This window comes from Sphingopyxis sp., assembly GCF_965279755.1.
Lineage (GTDB): Bacteria > Pseudomonadota > Alphaproteobacteria > Sphingomonadales > Sphingomonadaceae > Sphingopyxis.
Genome location: NZ_OZ257261.1, coordinates 935,003 through 956,657 on the forward strand (window position 1 = coordinate 935,003; position 21,655 = coordinate 956,657).

The 21,655-nt window shown below is 66.9% G+C and carries 18 protein-coding genes; 9 read left to right on the forward strand and 9 right to left on the reverse strand.

Annotated elements, in window-relative coordinates:
* Positions 1 to 139: 139 nt before the first annotated feature.
* Both ACQY80_RS04540 and glnA read left to right on the forward strand, forming a co-directional pair.
* A complete protein-coding gene (locus ACQY80_RS04540; RefSeq protein WP_058816207.1) occupies positions 140 to 478 on the forward strand; it encodes a P-II family nitrogen regulator in 339 nt (112 codons plus the stop codon).
* A gap of 76 nt (positions 479 to 554) precedes the next feature.
* A complete protein-coding gene (glnA, locus tag ACQY80_RS04545; protein WP_037518108.1) occupies positions 555 to 1,967 on the forward strand; it encodes a type I glutamate--ammonia ligase in 1,413 nt (470 codons plus the stop codon).
* A gap of 60 nt (positions 1,968 to 2,027) precedes the next feature.
* Here the strand turns inward: glnA and ACQY80_RS04550 are convergent, their stop codons facing one another.
* Both ACQY80_RS04550 and ACQY80_RS04555 read right to left on the reverse strand, forming a co-directional pair.
* Positions 2,028 to 2,675, reverse strand: a complete 648-nt coding sequence (locus tag ACQY80_RS04550; RefSeq protein WP_428684076.1) for a hypothetical protein — start codon at positions 2,673 to 2,675, stop codon at positions 2,028 to 2,030.
* Positions 2,676 to 2,680: 5 nt separating this feature from the next.
* Positions 2,681 to 2,893 carry a helix-turn-helix transcriptional regulator gene (locus tag ACQY80_RS04555; RefSeq protein ID WP_428684078.1) on the reverse strand — a complete coding sequence of 71 codons (213 nt, stop codon included), beginning with the start codon at positions 2,891 to 2,893 and terminating at the stop codon, positions 2,681 to 2,683.
* Between the two features lie 148 nt (positions 2,894 to 3,041).
* Here ACQY80_RS04555 and ACQY80_RS04560 point away from each other — a divergent pair, with 148 nt between their 5' ends.
* From ACQY80_RS04560 to ACQY80_RS04590, 7 genes are all read left to right on the forward strand, one after another.
* Entirely contained in the window at positions 3,042 to 3,560 is a 519-nt protein-coding gene (locus tag ACQY80_RS04560) for a hypothetical protein (protein ID WP_428684080.1), read from the forward strand.
* A 90-nt stretch (positions 3,561 to 3,650) separates the two neighbouring features.
* On the forward strand, positions 3,651 to 5,123 hold the full coding sequence (locus ACQY80_RS04565) for a PQQ-dependent sugar dehydrogenase (protein ID WP_428684082.1): 1,473 nt from the start codon (positions 3,651 to 3,653) through the stop codon (positions 5,121 to 5,123).
* 57 nt (positions 5,124 to 5,180) lie between these two features.
* Entirely contained in the window at positions 5,181 to 6,491 is a 1,311-nt protein-coding gene (locus ACQY80_RS04570) for a M20/M25/M40 family metallo-hydrolase (RefSeq protein WP_428684083.1), read from the forward strand.
* A 95-nt stretch (positions 6,492 to 6,586) separates the two neighbouring features.
* Positions 6,587 to 8,023 (forward strand): aldehyde dehydrogenase family protein, encoded by a 1,437-nt coding sequence (locus ACQY80_RS04575; protein WP_428684085.1) that lies wholly within the window; start codon positions 6,587 to 6,589, stop codon positions 8,021 to 8,023.
* Between the two features lie 51 nt (positions 8,024 to 8,074).
* The gene (gene argJ / locus ACQY80_RS04580; RefSeq protein WP_428684087.1) at positions 8,075 to 9,301 is read left to right on the forward strand and encodes a bifunctional glutamate N-acetyltransferase/amino-acid acetyltransferase ArgJ; all 1,227 of its coding nucleotides are present in this window, start codon (positions 8,075 to 8,077) and stop codon (positions 9,299 to 9,301) included.
* Positions 9,302 to 9,305: 4 nt separating this feature from the next.
* Positions 9,306 to 9,917, forward strand: a complete 612-nt coding sequence (locus tag ACQY80_RS04585) for a glutathione S-transferase family protein (protein ID WP_428684089.1) — start codon at positions 9,306 to 9,308, stop codon at positions 9,915 to 9,917.
* 220 nt (positions 9,918 to 10,137) lie between these two features.
* The gene (locus tag ACQY80_RS04590) at positions 10,138 to 10,266 is read left to right on the forward strand and encodes an SEC-C metal-binding domain-containing protein (RefSeq protein WP_428685746.1); all 129 of its coding nucleotides are present in this window, start codon (positions 10,138 to 10,140) and stop codon (positions 10,264 to 10,266) included.
* A gap of 40 nt (positions 10,267 to 10,306) precedes the next feature.
* Here ACQY80_RS04590 and trxA read toward each other — a convergent pair whose 3' ends face one another.
* The 7 genes from trxA to ACQY80_RS04625 all read right to left on the reverse strand — a co-directional run bounded on the left by trxA (position 10,307) and on the right by ACQY80_RS04625 (position 21,574).
* Positions 10,307 to 10,627 (reverse strand): thioredoxin TrxA, encoded by a 321-nt coding sequence (trxA, locus tag ACQY80_RS04595; protein WP_056345532.1) that lies wholly within the window; start codon positions 10,625 to 10,627, stop codon positions 10,307 to 10,309.
* 63 nt (positions 10,628 to 10,690) lie between these two features.
* Positions 10,691 to 14,125 carry a double-strand break repair helicase AddA gene (gene addA / locus ACQY80_RS04600; RefSeq protein WP_428684091.1) on the reverse strand — a complete coding sequence of 1,145 codons (3,435 nt, stop codon included), beginning with the start codon at positions 14,123 to 14,125 and terminating at the stop codon, positions 10,691 to 10,693.
* Positions 14,122 to 17,091: a double-strand break repair protein AddB gene (gene addB, locus ACQY80_RS04605; protein ID WP_428684093.1), complete on the reverse strand. Its 2,970-nt coding sequence runs from the start codon at positions 17,089 to 17,091 to the stop codon at positions 14,122 to 14,124. Before addB ends, addA begins: the two co-directional genes overlap by 4 nt.
* Positions 17,084 to 17,803, reverse strand: coding sequence for a nucleotidyltransferase family protein (locus ACQY80_RS04610; RefSeq protein WP_428684095.1), 720 nt, complete (start codon positions 17,801 to 17,803; stop codon positions 17,084 to 17,086). The genes addB and ACQY80_RS04610 overlap by 8 nt, the downstream gene beginning before the upstream one ends.
* The gene (locus ACQY80_RS04615) at positions 17,800 to 18,789 is read right to left on the reverse strand and encodes an aminoglycoside phosphotransferase family protein (RefSeq protein ID WP_428684097.1); all 990 of its coding nucleotides are present in this window, start codon (positions 18,787 to 18,789) and stop codon (positions 17,800 to 17,802) included. Before ACQY80_RS04615 ends, ACQY80_RS04610 begins: the two co-directional genes overlap by 4 nt.
* The gene (gene tsaE / locus ACQY80_RS04620; protein ID WP_428684099.1) at positions 18,777 to 19,223 is read right to left on the reverse strand and encodes a tRNA (adenosine(37)-N6)-threonylcarbamoyltransferase complex ATPase subunit type 1 TsaE; all 447 of its coding nucleotides are present in this window, start codon (positions 19,221 to 19,223) and stop codon (positions 18,777 to 18,779) included. The genes ACQY80_RS04615 and tsaE overlap by 13 nt, the downstream gene beginning before the upstream one ends.
* On the reverse strand, positions 19,220 to 21,574 hold the full coding sequence (locus ACQY80_RS04625) for a PAS-domain containing protein (protein WP_428684101.1): 2,355 nt from the start codon (positions 21,572 to 21,574) through the stop codon (positions 19,220 to 19,222). Before ACQY80_RS04625 ends, tsaE begins: the two co-directional genes overlap by 4 nt.
* Between the last annotated feature and the right edge of the window lie 81 nt (positions 21,575 to 21,655).

The following is a 21,655-nucleotide window of genomic DNA, read 5'->3' on the forward strand; positions in this document are numbered from 1 at the left end:
TTCGCCAATTGGCACGGGTCTTGATTGGTGCAAGATGACGGGGCCTCGCAGCGACTCATGGAGGAGCGAACCGGACAGGCTGGCCTGATCCGGCCTTGGCTGCGGGCAAATAAGGCAGACCCAGTGGGGGACAAGGCGCGTGAAGAAGATTGAGGCGATCATCAAGCCGTTCAAGCTCGACGAAGTGAAGGAAGCCCTGCACGAAGTCGGCGTCAGCGGCATCACCGTGACCGAGGCCAAGGGCTTCGGCCGGCAAAAGGGCCACACCGAACTCTATCGCGGCGCCGAATATGTCGTCGACTTCCTGCCCAAGGTGAAGCTGGAGGTCATCGTCGAGGATGGCTTGGCCGAACGGGTGGTCGAGGCGATCGCCGCCGCAGCGCAGACCGGCCGCATCGGCGACGGCAAGATTTTCGTGATCCCGGTCGAAACGGCGCTGCGCATCCGCACCGGCGAACGCAACGAGGACGCCCTCTAAAAGCGCCCGCTCTCCAATCCTGTTCAACCAGACCCCGGCGCGAGCCGGACAACATCGCAAGAAGGAAGTATCTACCATGGCTACGAAGCCCAAGGATATCATCGCGCGGATCAAGGAAAACGACATCGAGTGGGTCGACCTGCGTTTCACCGACCCCAAGGGCAAGTGGCAGCACCTCACCATGGTGGCCTCGGTCCTCGGCGAGGACGAACTCGAAGACGGTCTGATGTTCGACGGTTCGTCGATCGAAGGCTGGAAGGCGATCAACGAGTCCGACATGATCCTGAAGCCCGACCTCGACGCCGTTTACGACGATCCCTTCTCGGCCACCCCGATGCTCGTAATCTTCTGCGACATCGTCGAGCCCTCGACCGGCGAAGGCTATGCCCGCGACCCGCGCACGACCGCGAAGCGCGCCGAGGCCTATGTCGCCTCGACCGGCATCGGCGACACCGTCTACGTCGGCCCCGAAGCCGAATTCTTCATGTTCGACGACGTCCGTTTCGAAACCGGCTACAACAAGTCGGGCTTCGAGATCGACGATATCGAACTGCCGACCAACACCGGCCGCGCTTATGAAGGCGGCAACCTCGCGCACCGTCCGCGCGCCAAGGGTGGCTACTTCCCCGTCGCGCCGGTCGACAGCGCCGTCGACATCCGCGCCGAAATGGTCTCGACCATGCTCGAACTCGGCCTGCCGTGCGACAAGCATCACCATGAAGTCGCCGCCGCGCAGCACGAACTGGGCCTGACCTTCGGCACGCTGACCGAAACCGCCGACCGCATGCAGATCTACAAATATGTCGTGCATCAGGTCGCGCATGCCTATGGCAAGACCGCGACCTTCATGCCGAAGCCGATCAAGGACGATAACGGCAGCGGCATGCACACCCACATCTCGATCTGGGAAAAGGGCAAGCCGCTCTTCGCCGGCAACGGCTATGCCGGCCTGTCGGACATGTGCCTCTATTTCATCGGCGGCGTTGTGAAGCATGCCAAGGCGCTGAACGCCTTCACCAACCCGACGACGAACAGCTACAAGCGCCTCGTCCCGGGCTTCGAAGCACCGGTGCTGCTCGCTTACTCGAGCCGCAACCGTTCGGCCTCGTGCCGCATCCCCTATGGTGCGGGCGCGAAATCGAAGCGCGTCGAGTTCCGCTTCCCCGACGCGATGGCGAACCCCTATCTCTGCTATTCGGCGCTGCTGATGGCGGGCCTCGACGGCATCCAGAACAAGATCCACCCAGGCGACCCGATGGACAAGAACCTCTACGACCTGCCGCCCGAGGAACTGAGCGAAGTTCCGACCGTTTGCGGAAGCCTTCGCGAAGCGCTCGACAGCCTGCTCGCTGACCATGACTTCCTGCTCAAGGGCGACGTGTTCAGCAAGGACCAGATCGAAGCCTATGTCGAACTGAAGTGGGACGAGGTCTATCGGTTCGAGCAGACCCCGAGCCCGGTCGAATTCGACATGTACTACAGCGCCTGATCTGCAGCGATCAGCTTGCGCGGGGCGTCCGGTTCGGGGGAACCGGGCGCCCCACCTGTTTCAGCGGCTCATCATTCCGCGCCGTCCGATCGCAACGAACGATCCGATGATCATCATCGCCGCGAGGGTCGTGACAACGTCGATCGGCGTCAGCGCGAAACCGAAGCCCAGAAAATCTGCCGCGGCCCACAGCGTCAGCAAAACCCAACTCAGGCAGAACGCCCAGAAGCTTCCCTCAAGCCCCAGTTGGCGATTGAGTTCGTCATAGCGGTCGCGCCACGCCCGGCTCGCGATCACGCCGCCAACGATCGCCAGCACAAGCCCGCCAAAAGCCAATCCTGCGGGGACCGGCCCCGCAAAGCCCGGCGCGCTCGCAAGCGCGAGCAGTATCAGCACCAGTCCGATCGCGCCCATCGTGACAACCGACAGCATCATGCCCGCGCGTTCTTCCCGCAGCTCCTCGGCATCGCCGACATTGAGCAGCTTCGCACCGGCGCGCGGCGCGGCGAGACCGAAGCCGACCATTGCCGCCATCAGCAGATAGACGAAACCCACAGCCGCAAGCGCAAGCCGCGACGGCCCCATCGCGTCGAGCAGCGGGGCGCCAGCAAGTGTCGTCCCCGCCACGCTCGCGCCCAGCCCGACCGCGGCGCCGATCAGCATCTTTACTGCCGACTTCTTCCACTTGGGGCCGCCATCTTGCGTCATCGCGTTCATCCTTCGTCCTCCGGCATCCAGTGATCGATAAACAGCTCGCGCACCTCAAGCCCGAACAGCCGCGCCATACGCAGCGCGAGCGGCAGGCTCGGGTCATATTTGTCGGTTTCGACTGCGTTGACCGTCTGGCGCGAGACCCCGAGCCGCCGGGCCAGTTCGCCTTGGCTCCAGCCCGCCTGCTCGCGGCAATCGCGCACCCGGTTTTCCAACACCCGCTCCCCGTTCTGTCAAACACTCTTTACATGGCAGAGTGCCGAAGTGTCAAACACTCTTTACACTTCTTTCCCGCGCCGCGCTTACGCTTTGGTAAGCGGGCGTGCGCTATGCAGGGCGCGATTGCTGTCAGGGGCCGGGATCATGTTTCGTTCGACGATGCTTTTCGCTGCAATGCTGCTGCTCGCCGGGTGCGGCGACGCCATTCAGCTTGCGAACCAGACAAAGACCGTCGCCGCGCCGCGCGAGGCGGTGTTCGCCAAGATGTTCGGTGACGAAGGCGCCTTTGCCGGCCTGCCGCTCGTCACCAATGGCGGCTCCGACCGTCTGTATGAACTGGTGATCACCCGGAACGATCCCGCGTGGGCGCAGATCGTGCCGAAGGAGCGGCCCGACGCGCACAAGATCAAGATCGCGGTCCAGATGGAAATCCCGCGCGAGGCGCATCTGATCTACAGCATCGACGATGGCGCGGTCGCAACGGGGCTCAAGTTCAATTTCGAGGAGCTCGCACCCGACCGGACACGCGTCACCTTCACGGTCGACGATTTGAGCGGCCACGACAGCGACGGCCTGACCGTCAACACCGGCAAGCTGCGCGGCATCGCATATGATGCGCTGAAAAAGCTGGACGCTTTCGATGAGGTCAAGGAAAGCGCCTGACGCGGGCCGCGCTTGCGGTGTACCCCGCACGATGGCACAGTTGCACGAGAGATCGATCCGGGGGGGCTGATCGCGAAAGGTGGTGTCACCATGCCGAAGCGTCTTGCCCTTCTTCTCACGCCGCTGATCCTGACCTCGTGCGGTGGAGGCAGCGGAGGCGGCAGTGGCGGCAATCCCCCCGCGAACACATCCCCGCCCAACTTCACGTCGGCGCAGACCGCCAGCCTGGTCGAGAACCAGACCGCCGCCTATCAGGCGACGGCGAGCGATCCCGATGGCGGGACGCTGACCTTCACGATCGACGGCGGCGCCGACGCGACGCTCTTTTCAATCACTTCGGCGGGCGCGCTGCGCTTCAACACGGCCCCCGATTACGACCTGCCCGGCGACGCCAATGGCGACAATGTCTATGCGGTCCAGCTACGCGTCAGCGACGGCACCAACAGCGTGACGCAGCCGGTCAACATCACCGTCACGAACAGCCGCGAAGGTATTTCGGTCGTGCGCGTCGGCACCGGCTTCAACCAGCCGCTCCACGTGACCGCGATTCCCGGGAGCAGCAACGTCTACGTTGTCGAAAAGGGCGGCGACGTATACCGGCTCGATCCCGCCACGGGGACGAAGACACGGGTTCTCGACATCACCGATATTGCGACCGATGGCGAGCGCGGGCTGCTCGGCCTCGCCGCCTATCCCGACCATGCGACCTCGCAGCGCCTGCTCGCGGTCGCGACCGCGCCCAACGGCGCAGTACAGGTTCGCCGCTACACGCTCGGCCAGCCGAACAGCTCGACCGTCTATGATACGGTGCTCAGTGTCCCGCACGCAGCGAACAACAATCACAATGGCGGCTGGATCGGCTTCGGCCCCGATGGCCTCGTCTATGTTGGCGTCGGTGACGGCGGCGGCGGCGGCGACCCCGACAACAACGCCCAAAACCCGAACGTCCGGCTCGGCAAGATCTTGCGCTTCTCCGTCGGTGCCAATGGCAGCACCTACGCTCCCGCGCCCGGCAATCCCTATATCGCCGGCGGCGGCGATCCCTATGTTTATGCGCTGGGCCTCCGCAATCCATTCCGCGCTGCCTTCAACGGATCGACGCTGGTGATCGGCGACGTCGGCCAGGATGCCCTCGAAGAGGTCGACCTGCTCACCACGTCGCAGCCCGGCGCCAATTTCGGCTGGCGCTTCCGCGAAGGAACGCAAACCTATTCGGGCTCGCCGCCCGCCGGCCTGATCAACCCCGTCGCCGAATATGGCCATGGCAGCGGCCCGCGGCAGGGCAGCTCGATCACCGGCGGCTATGTCTATCGCGGCCCGGTGACCTCGTTGCAGGGGCAGTATATTTTCGCCGACTTCGTTTCGAACAACATCTGGTCGGTCCCCTTCTCCAGCCTCGTCGCGGGGCAGACCCTGCCCTCGTCGCGCTTTGCACGGCGCAATGAGGATTTTCTGCCGAACGTCAGCGGCCTCGCCAATATCGCCTCCTTCGGCGAGGATAGCGCCGGCAATCTGTTCATCGTGATCTTCGGCGGCGATGTGTTCATGGTGCAGCCCGGCTGACGGCTTGCCGTGGCTCGGTCTCCGCGCCACAAGGGCGACGTCCAGAGGAGTCCCCCCATGAAATCATTGCCTTTCGCCGCCCTCGTCGCGCTTCAGCTTGTGCTCGCTCCCGCTGCGGCGGCGAAGCTAACCCCCGCCGAGCAACGCATGACGAAGACCGTCGAGACCGAGAAAGGCCGCACGCTCGCGCTGCTCGAACGCCTGGTGAACCAGAACAGCGGCTCGCAGAATCTGGAAGGCGTCGAGAAGGTCGGTCAGATGATGCGCGCCGAACTCGAACCGCTGGGCTTCACGGTCGAATGGAAGCCGATGCGCGACACCGGCCGCGCCGGCCATCTGATCGCGACGCACACGGGCAAGCCGGGCGCCAAGCGGCTGCTGCTGATCGCGCACCTCGACACGGTGTTCGAACCCGACTCGCCATTCCAGACATTCACCCGCAAGGGCGATATGGGCGAAGGGCCCGGTGCCGGCGATGACAAGGGCGGGATGGTCGTCGTCGTGGCGGCGCTGCGCGCGATGCAGGCAGCGGGAACGCTGAAGGATGCGAATATCGAGTTTCACATGACGGGTGACGAGGAGGATTCGGGCACCCCGATCGAAAAGGCGCGCGCCGATCTGGTCGCCGCGGGCAAGCGCGCCGATGTCGCGCTCGATTTCGAGGGGCTCGTCCGCGATGAAGGCGCCGACATGGGGTCGATCGCGCGGCGCTCGTCGGACAGCTGGACGGTCACCGCGACGGGCAAGAGCGCGCACAGCTCGGGCATCTTCAGCGCCGCGGCGGGCGATGGCGCCATCTATGAGCTGACGCGCATCATCTATCGCTTTCGCACCGAACTTCCCGAACCCAATCTGACCTTCAACGTCGGGTTGATCGCAGGCGGGCAGCAGGCCGACCTCGACGCGGGGGGCATCCGCGCCACCGCGAACGGCAAGACGAACATCATCGCGCCGATCGCGATCGCGCGCGGCGATCTGCGCGCGCTGTCGCCCGAGCAGATCGAGCGGGTGAAGACGAAAATGACCGCGATCGTCGCCCAGCACGCACCGGGAACCGACGCAAAGATCAGCTTCGATCCCGGCGGCTATCCGCCGATGGCGCCGACCCAGGGTAACAAGACGCTGCTTGTGAAGCTCAACGGGGTGAACCGCGACCTCGGCCTCGCCGAAATGGCGCCGCTCGATCCGCTGAAGCGCGGCGCCGGCGACATCAGCTTCGTCGCAGCCGACGTCGACGGCCTCGCGGGGCTCGGGCCGTACAGCACCGGCGACCATGCACCGGGCGAAGCGGTCGACATCCCGAGCATTTCGCGGCAGGCAACGCGCGCTGCCATCCTGATGTCACGCCTTTCTGCTGAAAAGCGCTGAGCTGCCGCAATTGGCAGTTGGCCTTTCCTTGATTCATACGCCACAGTGATTAGGTAGCAATCCGAGACGGATTCACCGCGATTGGGAGAATGACGATGAGCGATACCGAAACCCACCTGAAGCAGAACTACATCGGCGGCCAATGGGTCGATTCGAAGGGCGGCAAGCTCCACGACGTCATCAACCCCGCGACCGAAGAAGCGGCCTCGACCGTCGTGCTTGGCACCGCAGCCGACGTCGACGACGCCGTCGCCGCAGCGAAGGAAGCCTTCAAGACCTTCTCGCAGACCACCCGCGAAGAACGGCTCGACCTGCTGAACCGCATCGTCGAGGAATATAAGAAGCGCGGCGCCGACCTTGCCAAGTCGATGGCGAGCGAAATGGGCGCCCCGGTCAGCTTCGCGGGGACCGCGCAGGTCGGCGCCGGCATCGGCGGCTTCCTCGGCACCATCGCTGCGCTCAAGGATTTCAGCTTCACCGAAAAATATGCCGCGGGCGTCATCGCGTATGAGCCGATCGGCGTCGTCGGCATGATCACGCCGTGGAACTGGCCGCTGAACCAGATCGCGCTGAAGGTCGCCCCCGCGCTCGCCGCCGGCAACACGATGATCCTGAAGCCGTCGGAAGAATGCCCCGGCAACGCGGTGATCTTCGCCGAAATCCTTGAAGCCGCGGGCGTCCCCGCCGGCGTGTTCAACCTCGTCCAGGGCGACGGCCCCACCGTCGGCAACGCGATCTCGTCGCATCCGGGCATCGAAATGGTCAGCTTCACCGGTTCGACCCGCGCCGGCATCCTCGTCGCCAAGGCGGCAGCCGACACCGTCAAGCGCGTGCATCAGGAACTCGGCGGCAAGTCGCCGAACATCGTGCTGCCCGACGCCGACCTTGAAACTGTGCTGCCGCCGACGGTGCAAGGCGTGCTGGTCAACACTGGCCAGAGCTGCATCGCGCCGACGCGCATCCTCGTCCAGAAGGACCGCGAAGCCGAAGCGGTCGGCGTCATCAAGGCGATGTTCGACGGCACCTCGGTCGGCGACCCGCAGAGCGAAGGCGGTCACATCGGCCCCGTCGTCAACAAGGCGCAGTTCGACAAGATCCAGGGCCTGATCCAGTCGGCGATCGACGAGGGCGCGACGCTCGAAACCGGCGGAACCGGCCTGCCCTCGAACGTCAACCGCGGCTATTATATCAAGCCGACCGTCTTCTCGGGCGTGACGCGCGACATGCGTATCGCCAACGAGGAAATCTTTGGCCCCGTCGCGACGATCATGGCCTATGGCGACCTCGACGAAGCCGTCGATATCGCCAACGACACCGAATATGGCCTTTCGGCCGTGATCTCGGGCGACCCCGCCAAGGCAGCCGATGTGGCGCCGAAGCTGCGCGCCGGCATGGTCGCGGTCAACGCGTGGGGCCCCGGTCCGGGCGCGGCGTTCGGCGGCTACAAGGCGTCGGGCAACGGCCGCGAAGGCGGCGTGTTCGGCCTCAAGGATTTCATGGAAGTGAAGTCGATCAGCGGCATCCCCGCCTGATCGCACCCAAAGCCTGATTGACGTCGGGGGCGTAGCGGTTAAGCGGGCGGCATGACCACCCGCTCGCCGCTCGCCCCCGATGCCTTTCCGGCCCTCCCCGACATCGCCGGGGTCACGCGCCGCGTCGCGCGTGCGAAGTACAAGAATTGGGATCGCTGCGACCTCACCTATGTCGAGCTCACGCCCGGCACGACAGTCGCGGGCGTCTTCACGCGCAATGTCTGCTGCTCGTCCGAGGTCGAACTCGGCCGCGAGCAGGTCAAGGACGGCGTAGGCCGCGCGCTGATCGTCAACGCAGGCAACAGCAACGCCTTCACCGGCTATCGCGGCCGCGAGGCGGTCGAACAGATCATGGAGCAGGTCGCGCACCACCTCGGCTGCGACGCCCGCGAAGTCTTCGTGAGTTCGACCGGCGTCATCGGGGTGCCGCTGCCCAAGGACAAGGCGCGCGCCGGGGTCGAGGCCGCGCTGACCGCCGAGCCTTGTTCGTGGGAAGCCGCCGCCGAAACCATCTGCACGACCGATACCTTCGCAAAGGGCGCGACGGCGAGCGCGATCGTCGGCGAGCGCACGGTCCACATCGCAGGCATCGTCAAGGGTTCCGGCATGATCGCCCCCGACATGGCGACGATGCTCGGCTATATCTTCACCGACGCCGCGGTCGCACCGGCGCTGCTGCAGGAGATGCTGAGCGAGGCGACCGGCGGCAGCTTCAACAGCATCACCGTCGACAGCGACACCTCGACCAGCGACACGGTGCTGCTGTTCGCGACCGGGCAGGCGGGCAACGCGCCGCTCACCACCCGCGACGATCCGGGCGCCGACGCGCTTTACGCCGCAATCCGCGAAGTCGCGCTCGACCTTGCGCATCAGGTTGTCCGCGACGGCGAAGGCGCGTCGAAGTTCATCGAGATCGAGGTCACCGGCGCGACCAGCAACGACAGCGCGAAGCGCGTCGCGCTTGCCATCGCCAACTCGCCGCTCGTGAAGACTGCAATCGCGGGCGAGGACGCGAACTGGGGCCGCGTGGTGATGGCGGTGGGCAAGGCCGGCGAACCCGCCGACCGCGACCGCCTCGCGATCCGTTTCGGTGATCATTGGGTGGCGAAGGACGGGCTGCCCGTCGACGGCTATGACGAGGCGCCGGTCGCAGCGCATCTGAAGGGCCTGGACATCCGCGTCGGCGCCGATCTCGGGCTGGGCGATGGCCGCGCGACGGTGTGGACCTGCGACCTCACGCACGGCTACATCAGCATCAATGCCGATTACCGGAGCTGAGCCGGTGCTCACCATCTGGGGCCGCCTGAACTCGCACAATGTCAAAAAGGTCGCGTGGTTCGCGGTCGAACTCGGCCTTGGCTTCGAACGCCACGATGTCGGCGGCCAGTTCGGCATGGACGCCGCCTATCTGGCGAAAAACCCCAATGCGCTGATCCCGACGATCGAGGACGATGGCGTCATCCTGTGGGAATCGAACGCGATCTTGCGTTACCTTGCCGCGAAACATGGTGGCGAGCGGTTCTGGCCCGCCGATCCCGCCACACGCGCCTATTCCGATCGCTGGATGGACTGGCAGATCGACTATGCCGAAGGCCAGCGCGATGCCTTTGTGAACCTCGTTCGCAAGGAGCCCGGACAGAGAAATCCGGCGGCGATTGCCGCGTCGGCGAAGCGCTGCGCGAAGCGGATGACGATCCTCGACGCCGCACTCGCGCAATCGCCCTGGCTGTCGGGCGGCGAGTTCGGGATCGGCGATATTCCGATCGGCGTCTATGCCTACACCTGGTTCTCGCTCGATATAGAGCGGCCCGCCCTGCCCCATGTCGAGGACTGGTATTCCCGGATCAGGGCGCGTCCCGGATACATGGAACAGGTGATGATTCCACTGACCTGACGATCGGGCTATCGCCCGACTATCGGAACACATCGCGCTCTGCTAAGCGGCGCGAGCGCGCGATCGGTGCGCGCCCAACCAAAGGAGGCTGTCATGGCACATATGCAAGACTTCGCCGACCTGCCTTGCTTTCGAGCCCAGCTCTAAGCGACGCAAAGGTTATCCGTCAGAAACGCAGGTCAAGCGGGGGCATCGCTTCGTTCACGGCGATGTCGAGCTGATCGAGAAACTCGGGCGCAAGGATCCCTGCCCCTGCGGATCGGGCCAGAGGTTTCCGCAATTGCTGCCTGTCCTCGGGCCGGTTTCGATGGTTCGGAACGTCACGACTATTGGCGTGACTGACCGATAGAATATCTCCGACGCCGGGTTCCGGCGTCGGAGAACAGAAATCAGAGTGCGCTTTCGAGCCAGCCCTTGAGCGCGCTCTTCGGCGCCGCGCCGACCTTGGTGTCGGCGATCTCACCGTTCTTGAACAGGATCATCGTCGGAATTCCGCGCACGCCATATTTGCCCGGCGCGTCGGGATGATCGTCGATGTTGAGCTTGGCGATCACGACCTTGCCCGCGAGTTCGTCCGAGATTTCCTCGAGCGACGGGCCGATCATCTTGCACGGACCGCACCATTCGGCCCAGAAATCGACGAGCACGGGGGTGTCGCTGTCGAGCACGTCGGCCTGAAAGCTGGCGTCGGTAATGGCTTTGGTACCCATGGTCTGAACTCCTGAAATATCGTTACCCCCAAGCTAAGGCGTCGGCGCGTCCGGCTCAAGGCCTCAACCCTGCAAATTCGCCTTGGTTGCCAGCAAGGCGGGCTTGTGCGCGTCGAGCAGTGCGTCATCGAGCAGGATCAGCCGCGGCGCGGCGGTATAAAGCAAGGCGCCCTCGACGCGTTTGCCGGGAAAGATCACGCGCAGCGCGTCGCGATAGGCGGCCATCTGGCGCAAATAGGCCGGCTGCACCGTATCTGCGCTGTCGGGCATATGGCGCCCGGTCTTGTAGTCGATCACCGTCACCGCATCGTCGGTGACGCGCAAACGGTCGACGATGCCCGCCACGACCATTCCGTCGACCACCGCCGACAGCGGCACCTCGGCAAGACTGCCGGGGCCGAAGATCGCGGCGTGGGCGGGATCGTCGAGCACCGTCAGCACCTCCCCGACCATCGCCCCGCGCGCGGCCTCGTCGAGCGTCGGCGCCTGCTGCGCCAGCCATTGCATCGCCACCACGCGCCGCCGCGCGGGCGCAACCGGAGGCAATCGCTCGAACAAGGCATGAAGCAACAGGCCGCGCTCGACCGCCTGCGCGCGGCCGCCACCCTGCGGCGGCACCGCGACATCATCCTCACCCAGCGCCGACGGCGCGAGCGGGCGTGGCGGTCGCGCCTCTTCGGGCGCCGGCCGCAGGGCCCATTCGGGCAATGCAAGCGCCGGTTCCAAAACCCTCGCCGTCTTCTCCTTCTTCGCCCATTTTCCGGCATTGGCGCGGTGGACGCGACGCTGGCCCCACGCCCCGGCGTCTTCCCATTCGCTGCCAATCGCCGACAGGGCGCCCTCGACGGCCGCGTGCCAGCTCGCATCGGGAATCGTCCGGTCGGCCTTTTTGGTCACGCCGGCGACGACCAGAATCTCCTCGGCGCGAGTCATCGCGACGTAGAAGAGCCGCCAATGCTCCTGCTCTGCCGCATCTGCCGCGTCCTGATACGCTTTCGCCAAGGCGCCTTGCCGTTCGTCGGCGGGCAGCGCGAAGACGGGCAGCTTCTCCCACGCCGCGACGTCGACGCTGAACGGGCGGTGCCCGATCCCGGGATCGTCGGTCGCGTCGGCGAGGATGACGATCGGTGCCTGCAGCCCCTTCGACCCGTGCACCGTCATCACGCGCACGACGTCACTGCGCGCCTCGGTCTGGCGTTTGATGTCGGCCGCGCTCGCCGACACTTGCGTAAGAAAGCCGAGCAGCGACACCGTCTCGCGCTGCTCGAAAGCGAGCGCCTGATTCAGAAGCTCGTCGATCGGATCGCGCGCTTCGCGCCCCAGCCGCATATAGAGCTTGCGCCGGCCGTCGATCGGCCCCGACAGGACCGCTTCCAGAAAGCGGAAGGGCGTCGTGAAATCGGCCATGCCGAGCAGGCTCCGCAGCGCCGCCATCGTCGCGGCGGGCGCATCGCCCTCCGCCCTGCGCAGATGCTCCCACAGCGCAGCACGCCCGCGTTTGTGGCCGCGCGCGTAAAGTTCGTCCTGGGTCCAGCCGATCAGCGGCGACACGAGCAGCGACGCAAGGTTGAGATCGTCAAGCGGCTGCACCGCGAACCGCATTGCCGCGATCAGATCCTGAACCGCGAGCGGCTGCGTCAGCGCAAAACGGTCGACACCCGCCACCGGCACATGCAGCGCCTGCAAGCGCGCGACGATCCGCGCCGCAAGGTCGCGGCGGCGGCGGACGAGGATCATGATATCGCCCGGCGAAACCGGCCGGCCGTCCTTGCCGTGCGCGATCCAGTCCTGCACCTCGCCCGCGATCGCCTTTGCGAGCCGCATCGAGGCCGGGTCGGACGCCGGCGCACTGCCGTCACCCTCGCCTTCGTCACTCTCTTCGGCCGCCGCGTCGAGTGCCTTGCCGACCGGCAGCGGCTGCCATAGCTCGACCTGCCCCGCATGACCCGACCGGAAGGGTCGATGCGGCGGCTCTGCACCATCGAGCCCCATCGCTTCGGTCCCGCCCGCCGCCAGCCATGTATCGACGACATCGAGCACGGCGGGCGTCGAACGATAGTTGGAGACCAGATTGACATTGCGGAACGCCTGTCCGGCGCGCTCGCCCAAGATATGAAAAAGCTCGCGCGCCGTCGCGAAAGCCTTCGGCTCGGTGCCCTGAAAGCCGAAAATGGCCTGCTTGCGATCGCCGACAGTGAAGAGCGTACGCGTGCGTTCGGCATCGTCCGGTGCCACCGCGAAAAACTCTTCGGCCAGCGACAATATGATGCCCCACTGACGCATGTTGGTGTCCTGCGCCTCGTCGACGAGAATATGGTCGGTGCGCTGATCGAGCTTGAAGCGCACCCATTCGCCGAAGCTGCTGACGCGCAGCAACGACCCCGCAAGCGTGATCAGATCGTCGAAATCGGCGAGCCCCCGCTCGCGCTTGGCGAGCGCATAAGCCTCGGCAAAACGGCTTCCGAGTTTCCATGCTGCGGCAAGATCATCGGCAACGCGCATCGCGGTCGCGGTCCCGAGTAGCCCCTGCACCGCGTCGACGATCCGCACGGCACTCTCGACGCAGTCGGTCATCTTGCCCTTCTCGCCGGCGAAGTCGGCGCGTAGCTCGCCCTTGCCGGTGAGGAAGCATCCGACCAGCTCGCCCAGCATCGCCGCGCGTTTGGCGGAATCCGCGATCAGCCAGCCAATCATCACGTCGTTACAGGCAAGTCCTGTCTTGGTGCCCCAGTTCGCCCCGCTGGTGGCGACCGCCCTGACGTCGTTTTCGTCGATGGCTCCAGCCGCCAGCTCGCCCGCAATCCAGGCCTCGGGATCGCCGCCCGGCAATTCGAAAGCCGCGCGCAGGTCATAGGCCGAGGGCGGCAACGCTGCGTTGGGACCACCGAAGACCGCTGCACAGCTCGACAGGAAGGACAGCGCGGCGTCCTGCCCCAGCCGCTGCGACAGCATTGCCGCGGCCGCGCGCAGTGCCATGCGTTCATCGCCGGCTTCGAGCAGATCGGCCAGCACCTGCCGCTGCAATGCCCCCGCCTCGTCCTCCTCGATCGCGCGAAACCCCGGCAGCAGTTTCGCCTCGAGCGGGAAGCTCGCGAGCAGGGTCTGGCAAAAGGCGTGGATCGTCTGCACGCGGATCGCGCCGCCCGGACTGTCGATCACCGTCGCGAACAGCGACCGCGCGCGCGTCATGACCCCGGGCCGGTCCCAGTCGAACCCGAGCGCGCGAAGGTCGAGCCGCAAATCGCCGTCATCCATCCGCACCCACGCCGCAAGACGCTCGTGGATGCGATGCGCCATCTCGGCCGCGCCCGCCTTGGTGAAGGTGATGCACAGGATCGCCTCGGGCGACACACCGTCCAGCATCAGCCGCAGCACGCGCGCCGACAGCACCTGCGTCTTGCCGGTCCCCGCCGACGCGCCGAGCCAGACATGGCTTGCGGGGTCGGCAGCGGCGGCCTGCTGCGGATGCAATTCGGCGAGGCCCGATGGCTTGGTCATCGATCCGCCTCCCCGCGCCCGAACCATTCATCGCGGCGCATCAGCTGATCATAATCGCCATAGCCTGCGCCCTCACCGGGCCCGAAGGGCGCGTTGCCGAACAGATAATCTGCCGCCAGTCCGGACAAGGCATCGGCGGCATGGTCGATCGCCTGCCCGGCATTCTTGAGGTCGCTGCGCGATCCATAGGTGTTCGAGATTTTGCCGATGCCACCGGCGCGGCGATCGGGCCGCAGGCTCCAATATTCCAGCGCCTCGACCGGCGCTTCGGCGATGTCCTTCATCCCGCCACGCTGCGCGATCAGCCCGAGCAGCCCGAGCTGGTTGTCGAGCTTGTCAAAGGCCGCCTTCGCGCTCGGCGCGCCGCCCGATTTATAGTCCACGATCGCCAGCCGCCCCTCGGCGTCGCGGTCGACCCGGTCGGCCTTGCCGTGCAGCGTCACGCCGTCGATGGTGATCTCGCCCTTCACCTCGACATCGAGCGGTTTGCGATCGTCGCGGTCCCAGACCTGCGCTGCCGCCCAGCGCAGCGCGGGCTCGATGCGCGGCAACCAGAAGGCACGCGCGATCGCATCGAGCGCCGCGTCCTCGCGAAGTGCCGTCAGTTCGGCCTCGAAGCCCTCGCGTGTCGCACCACCGCGCACCCAATCCTCGAACAATTTATGCACCCGCGTCCCGCGCCAGCGCGGATCGGGGGCGGCGCTCAACGGATCGAGCGCCGACAGGCCGAGCATCTGGTTCGCGTAATAGGCGAAGGGATCGCGCGCGAGCCGGTCGACCCCGGTCACGCTGATCTTGCGCGGGCGATCTTCGGCGGGCGGTTGCGGTGCAGGCCGGCCCGCCGGCTGGGCGCGGCCCGGCGGCACGTCGAGTCCGGCCGCAAGCCGCGTCAACAGGACGCCACCGGGTGCGGGCTCGGGCAGATCGCCTGCGAGCGCCGCAAGCCGCAGCCAGAAGCGCGATGCAACCGCCGGATCACCGCCGCTTCGCTGCGCGCGCGTGACGACGATCTCGCGCGCACCGAGCGCGCTGGCAAAATCATGTGCCGCCATCCCCTGCTGCCGTTCCGGCGCCGGCAGGCCGAGCAGGCGGCGGATACCCGGCGCGAGCCATGGGTCGGGCTGGGTCGCTGCGGGCCAGCGCCCCTCATCGAGCCCGCCCAGAATCATCAGATCGGCGCGCTGCAACCGCGCCTCGAGCAAGCCCCAGATGAACAGGCGCGGATGCCCCCCGTAAGGCGGCCGCACGCTCGCCTGCCCGAGTAGCTGCGCCAGCATCTCCGGAAAATCCTGCGGATCGACAAGCGCGGGCCCGTCGCCGCGCGCCAACGCCCACTGGTCGAACAGCTCGGCGAGCATCCGTCCTGCGGGCCCGGCCCAGACCGCATCGCCGGTCAGCCATTCGGTGCCCGCTTGCAGCGCAGCAAGCAAGGTCGCGGGCGCCGCCGGCGCCGAGAAGGGAGCGAGCATGGCGCCAAGCGCGCCCGACACCTCCTCCCACCAAGGTTGCAATTCGGCAGCGCGGCCATGCCCGCGCGCCTGGGGATCGGCCGCCTGCCGGGCAATCCGCGCGCCTACCCCGTCCCAGCCGGGCAAAAGGCCCGGCTCGCGCAAGATGAGGTCGAGCCGCCGCAACTGGTCGAGCCACGCCGTCCGCCGCTCGCCCTTCCGGACGAGCGGATGGCCGAGCAGCGATATCAGCGCGACCGGGTCGAAGTCCGCCGCCAGCCTGGCGAGCAACAGAAGCATGGCCCCCGGAGGCGTGCGCGACAGGGGCTGCCCGGCGCTGTCGTCGACCGAAATCCCCCAGCGCGAGAGCGCTGCCGCGACGCGTTCCGCAAGCATGCGGTCGGGCGTCACCAGCGCCGCGGTGCGCTCCGGCGTTTCGATCGCCTCGCGCATCAGCAGCGCTATACCCTGCGCCTCCTGCCCGTCGTCGGCGAAGATCGCGCCGGATATCCCCGCGACGTCTGCCGACAGGTCACCTGCCGCCTGCCATTGCGCGGTATAGTCGGCGGGCGCGAAGAGCAGCGACACAAAGGGCGTCCGCGCATCGGGGCCATCGAAGGCCGAGACGCCGTTCCATTCCATGACCTCGTGGCGGCTTATGCCCATCCGGTCGAGGAGCAGCTTCAGATGATATTGCGGATGCGTTTCGAGCGGACGCGCCGGATTTTCGGGATCGGGCCACGTCGGTCCAAGCGCGTCCCACTCGCCCGCCGCCATCACGCAATCGACGCCTGGCAGCACGACCATCCCGCGCTCCATATCGGCGACGGTCCGCAGCAGCCGGGCAATCGCCGGCGCTGCGGTCGTGATACCTGCGGCGACGATGAAGCGTGCGGGCGGTGCCGCGCGCCATCCCCCCGTTACCCGGTCGAGCAACCGGTTGCGCCGCTCGGCACGATCGACGCTTCCGGTCTTCGCGAGCACATCCGGCCAATGGTCGGCAAGCAGCCGGAGTCGCCCGAGCGACGCCTGCCAATGTCCGGCAAAGGCTCCGAGGTCGAGGTCGACGAGGTCGGCGACGCGCACTTCCTCATAATGGAGCTGGTCGATCACCCGCGCGAGCCCGTCGGCAAGCTGGAACGCCGCGGCCCCGGCGATCGGCGGCTCGCCGGCCGGCGTATAACGCTCGATCAGCGCAGCGAGCAGCAGTCGCCGCCGGAGCGGTTCGATTGCAGGGGGGATCGGTTCATCATCGATCGGGTCGAGCGCGAGCGCCACGCTCTCGTCGAGATCGGCATCGCCGATCACCGCGAGCCGCGGCATCAGCAGCCCCGCCCCGCCCGCGCGCACGAACGCGGCCTGCACCGCACCTCGCGCGCGATTGCTTGGCAGCAGGATTAGCCCCTCGGCAAGGCCCAGTGCCCCGTCGGCATATTTCGCGATGATACCTGACGCGAGCGCGTCGGCGAAAGCCCGGTGGACCGGAATCGAAAAGACGGTCGGCTTTGCGTCAGCCATCCGTCAGCGCGGCTTCGGTGGGCGCGATGGCCGCGGGCGCGCCGACGTCGAACCACTGCCCCATATGCGACAGGCCATAAAGGCGTCCCGCCGCGATTGCGCGATCCCAGAGGATATTGGTCGAAAAGGGCCCGTCGGGCGCGTCGACGAGCAGCCGCCGCGAAACCAGCTGGATGCCGGTATAGACGAACGGCGCGACCCGGCCCACCTTGCGGCGCGACAGCTGGCCATTGGGATCCATATGGAAATCGCCCTTGCCGCCGTGCCCCGAGGCACTCGCCTGCCGGATGACGAGCAACAGGGCGTCCATCTTCGCATCGTCCCAGTGGCGCGCGAGATTCCGGATGCTGTCCTGCGGTCCGTCGGTCCAGATATTGTCGCTGTTGACGATCAGGATCGGGTCGCCGGTCAGGAGCGGCAGCGCCTTCATCATCCCGCCGCCGGTTTCCAAGAGCTGGCTGCGCTCGTCGGACACCGCAATCGTGAAGTTCCGCTTCTGTGCCGCCAGATGCGCCTCGAGCGCGTCCGCCAGATAATGGACGTTGACGACGACATGGCCGATCCCCGCCGCCTCGATCCGGTCGAGGCTATGATCGATCAGCGCCTTGCCCGCGACGCGCACCAAGGGCTTCGGCCGCGTCGCGGTGAGCGGGCGCATCCGCTTGCCGATGCCCGCCGCCATCACCATCGCACTTTCGATCTTCGCACTCACGACCATGCCTCCGCCCGTTTCGAAGGCGGGACATTGGCGTCGAACCATTGCCGAACGGGGACAAGCGCCGGATGGTGCAGATCGCGTTCGAGGAGGCCCCACATGCGCGGCTGGAACTTGCGATATCCTTCCTTGCCGTCGCGTTTCCACAGCCGCACGAAGACGCCAAGAATGCGCGTGTTGCGCTGCGCCGCGAGCGCCCAATAGGCATTGCGGAACGCATCGCCATTCCCCGTTGCCGCGACATAGCGGTCGACCATCTGCGCCTCGATCGCAGGCGTTACGTCGCGCCGCGCGTCTTCGAGCACCGAGGCGAGATCATAGGCCGGATGACCGACGAGCGCGTCCTGGAAGTCGAGCAGGCCGAAATGCGCCACCCCATCCTTGCCGCCAACGAGCATGATATTCTCGGCATGGAAATCGCGCAGCACGGTGACGCGCGGCAGCCCGTCGGCTTCGACGGGCGCCAGCACCTGTTCCCACACGGCGCGGAAGCCGTCACGGTCGATCTCGATCTCCAGCGCCGGACAATACCAGTCGGTGAACAGCATCACCTCGTCCAGCCACTGTTCCAGCCCGTGAACCGGCAGGCCCTCCATCGCCGGGCGCGCGTGCAGGTGGACCAGCAGGTCGGTGACCCCGGTATAATAATCGGCTTCGGTATGCGGGGCTTCGTCGACCGTCTCGCGCAGCCGGACGTCGCCGAAATCTTCGATCAGCAGCAGCCCCTGTTCCAGATCGCGGGCAAGGATCGTCGGGGCATTGAGACCGAGTTCGCACAGATATTCGGCGACCGCGATAAACGGGCGCGGGTCTTCGTGCGGCGGCGGCGCGTCCATCAGCACCGCCTGCCGGTCGCCGTCCACGACGCGAAAATAGCGACGGAAGGATGCATCCCCCGCGAGCGGCAAAATCCGGGCGTCGCCCCAGCCGTGCGCGGCGAGGAACGCCGGGGCATGGGCGGGCGGAATCATCAAAGCGGCCATCGCGCTTTCCAAGCCGCCGGCACCCCGGCTGTCAAGACGCGCGCGTCGCCGCTTCCCGAAATCGTCAGGTCCAGCGCGCCGGACCAGCCCTGCGTGCCCAGCCGATCGGGCCATTCGATCAGCAGAACGCCATCGTAGAGATAGTCGTCGAGCCCGAGTTCGATCAGTCCGTCCGCGTCCTCGATCCGGTAAAGATCGACATGCGCGATCGGCAGGTCGACCTCGGGCGGCGCATAGGGCTGGACGATCGCAAAGGTCGGGCTCGGCGCTTCCCCCGCAAGCCCGCGCTGTTTCAGCATCGCGCGCGCCAGCGTCGTCTTGCCCGCGCCGAGATCGCCCGACAGCAGCACGACGTCGCCGGGCTTCAGCGCCGCGCCGATCGCCGCACCGATGCGTTCGGCCTCCGCCAGAGTGTAGTCGGCAACGAAGCTCATGCGCGCGGCAGGCTCACGCGCACCAGCGTCCCCTGCCCCTTCTCGCTCATCACCTCCATCGTGCCGCCGTGCGCGGCGACGAGTTGACGCGCGAGCGCGAGGCCTATGCCGCCGCTCTGCGTCCCCGCCTGCGTGCCCTTCGTCACCGCGGCGACCGTGTCGGGCATGCCGGGGCCATTGTCGGAGACGACGATCTCTACGCCCTTCTCGTCGCCATCGGCATGGAGCAGCACGCGCCCGCCGCTTCGCTTCACCGGCGCCGTAAAGCGGATGGCGTTATCGAGCAGTCCGGCCACGACCCGCGACAGTCGCTGCGCGTCGCCCTCGACAGTGCCGAGCGTCGCCGACAGCTGCCCCGCAAGTTCCATCCGCTCGGCGTCGGCAAAAATCTTCGCATCGGCGAGCGCGCCTTCGAGCAGCGCGCGGATGTCCACCGGCGCGCGCTCGACCGCCAGCGTCCCCGCCTCGCCCTGCGCAAGGTCGAGGACATTGTCGATCTGCCGCCCGAGCACCCCGACAGAATCCATGATCGCATCGACATAGGTCTTGGCCGACGCCGGCAACTCGCCGGCATAGCCCGCCTGCAGCATCTCGCCGAACCCGCCAATCGAGGTCAGCGGTGTGCGCAGCTCGTAACTCATCCGCGAGAGGAAGGCGGTCTTGACCTTGTCGGCCGCCTCCAGCGCCTCGTTGCGTTCGCGCAGCGCGCCTTCCATCTTCCGGCTGGCGGTGATGTCGAGCATGATGAGCAGCGCGTTGCCGTCGGGCAGCGGGATCGACGCGAAATCGAAATGGCGCCCGTCGGCAAAACGCACCTCGCCGACGCGCTGCGTACGCTCCAGCGTCGCGGCGCGGATCACTTCCTGAACGATGCTGATCTGGTTGGGCTTCGCGAGCCGGTCGGCGAGACCGCCCATCAGAACATCGACGCGCGGATGCGCCGCGAGCACATGCTCCTCGACGTTCCAGAGCCGGCGGAAACGCTGGTTCCAAAGGTGAAGGCGGCCGTCGGGCGCGAAGACCGCGATCGCCTCGAACAGATTGTCGAAGGTCGCGGTGCGAACGCGCAGCAACGTGTCGCGCGCGCCCGCGAGCTGCACCTGCTCGGTCTTGTCTTCGGCGATCAGCAACAGGCCGCCGTCGGGGGTCGGCTGGGCAACGACGTGCAGATGCGTGCCGTCGCGCAGCAGCCAGTCTTCCTCGCTGGCGCCGGGCCGCGCGAACCAGTCGACATGCGCCTGCCGCCATTCGGGATAGTCGCGCACCTCGGGCGTGCGGCCGCCCTCGCGCCACAGGTCGAGCAGCCGCGCAAAGGGTCGCGCTTCCGACACATCCTCGGCGGACAGTTCGAAGAGCCGGCGGAACGGCTGATTGGCGAAGACGAGACCCTGATCGGGACCGAACTGCGCGACCGCCGCCGACAGCCGGTCGAGCAATTCGCGCTGCGTATCGACAAAACGCCGGTGTGCGCCGCGTTCGCTCTCCAGTTCCTGAACGTCGATCGCATAGCCCGCGATGCCGATCGCGCGGCGGCCGCCGGTCGCGAGCGGGACATCGACGACGCGCATGATCCGCCGCTCGCCCTCGATCGTCACCGGCACGGTGCGCTGCTGCGCCGATCCTTCGGCGCGTGCGGCTTCGGCCGCGTCGGTTGCGCTGACGCCGGCGACCGGCTCGCACAGTTCGATGCCGGCGTCGATCACTGCCGCAGCGCTCTTCGCCTCGACCGCGCGGACATAAGCGGTGTTGACGAGCGCAAGACGAAGGTCGGGCTCGCGGAACCACATCGGGAAGGGCGCTGCCTCGATCAGCCCCGAAAGCGCCTCGAACGCCGCCATTGCCTCGTCGCGCTCACGGCGCGCCTCGGCCAGCGATTGCTGACCGTCGGTCGCATCGCTGATCCACAGGAGCACGCTACCGGCACCCGCAACCGCGGGCGGCGCGGCGGCACCGTGAAAGACGATCGTCCGGCTGCTGCCCGCAGGCCGCAAACTGAGTGTAAAAGGCTTCGCGCCGCGTTGCGCGCCGAGGATTGCCTGGCGCAGCGCCTCGTGCCCCGGCTGGTCGAGACCGGCCTCGATGCCGCGAAGCTCGTCGAAATTGCGCGGACCCTGATCGAGCCCCAGCCAGCGCCCGAGCCGCTCGCTCGCCTCGATGCGCCAGTCGGCGCGCACGACGACGGGAAGCTGCGGCGATGCTTCGAGCAGACTGGCGAGCCGCTCGGTCTGTCCGGCCACGAACGCCGACCGCCGCTGCATCGCGATTCCGCGCGCCACCGCCCACAGCCCGGCGAGCAGCCACAGCGCCGCGAACAGGCCAACGGCAAAGAGCGCCCCCGACGACAAGGTCATGGGTGCGTCACCGCGGGAGAGAGAGGGTGGGCCGAGGGGCGAATTGCCATCCGACCGCCCTATCGCCTGTATCCCGCGGTT

Bases quoted from the DNA above. Each gene is read 5' to 3' on its own strand.
- tsaE (WP_428684099.1), bottom strand. From the start codon at position 19,223: ATGAGCTTCGTTGCCGACTACACTCTGGCGGAGGCCGAACGCATCGGT.
- ACQY80_RS04560 (WP_428684080.1), top strand. From the start codon at position 3,042: ATGTTTCGTTCGACGATGCTTTTCGCTGCAATGCTGCTGCTCGCCGGG.
- ACQY80_RS04570 (WP_428684083.1), top strand. From the start codon at position 5,181: ATGAAATCATTGCCTTTCGCCGCCCTCGTCGCGCTTCAGCTTGTGCTC.
- glnA (WP_037518108.1), top strand. From the start codon at position 555: ATGGCTACGAAGCCCAAGGATATCATCGCGCGGATCAAGGAAAACGAC.
- argJ (WP_428684087.1), top strand. From the start codon at position 8,075: ATGACCACCCGCTCGCCGCTCGCCCCCGATGCCTTTCCGGCCCTCCCC.
- trxA (WP_056345532.1), bottom strand. From the start codon at position 10,627: ATGGGTACCAAAGCCATTACCGACGCCAGCTTTCAGGCCGACGTGCTC.
- ACQY80_RS04575 (WP_428684085.1), top strand. From the start codon at position 6,587: ATGAGCGATACCGAAACCCACCTGAAGCAGAACTACATCGGCGGCCAA.
- addB (WP_428684093.1), bottom strand. From the start codon at position 17,091: ATGGCTGACGCAAAGCCGACCGTCTTTTCGATTCCGGTCCACCGGGCT.
- ACQY80_RS04615 (WP_428684097.1), bottom strand. From the start codon at position 18,789: ATGGCCGCTTTGATGATTCCGCCCGCCCATGCCCCGGCGTTCCTCGCC.
- ACQY80_RS04625 (WP_428684101.1), bottom strand. From the start codon at position 21,574: ATGACCTTGTCGTCGGGGGCGCTCTTTGCCGTTGGCCTGTTCGCGGCG.
- addA (WP_428684091.1), bottom strand. From the start codon at position 14,125: ATGACCAAGCCATCGGGCCTCGCCGAATTGCATCCGCAGCAGGCCGCC.
- ACQY80_RS04565 (WP_428684082.1), top strand. From the start codon at position 3,651: ATGCCGAAGCGTCTTGCCCTTCTTCTCACGCCGCTGATCCTGACCTCG.
- ACQY80_RS04550 (WP_428684076.1), bottom strand. From the start codon at position 2,675: ATGACGCAAGATGGCGGCCCCAAGTGGAAGAAGTCGGCAGTAAAGATG.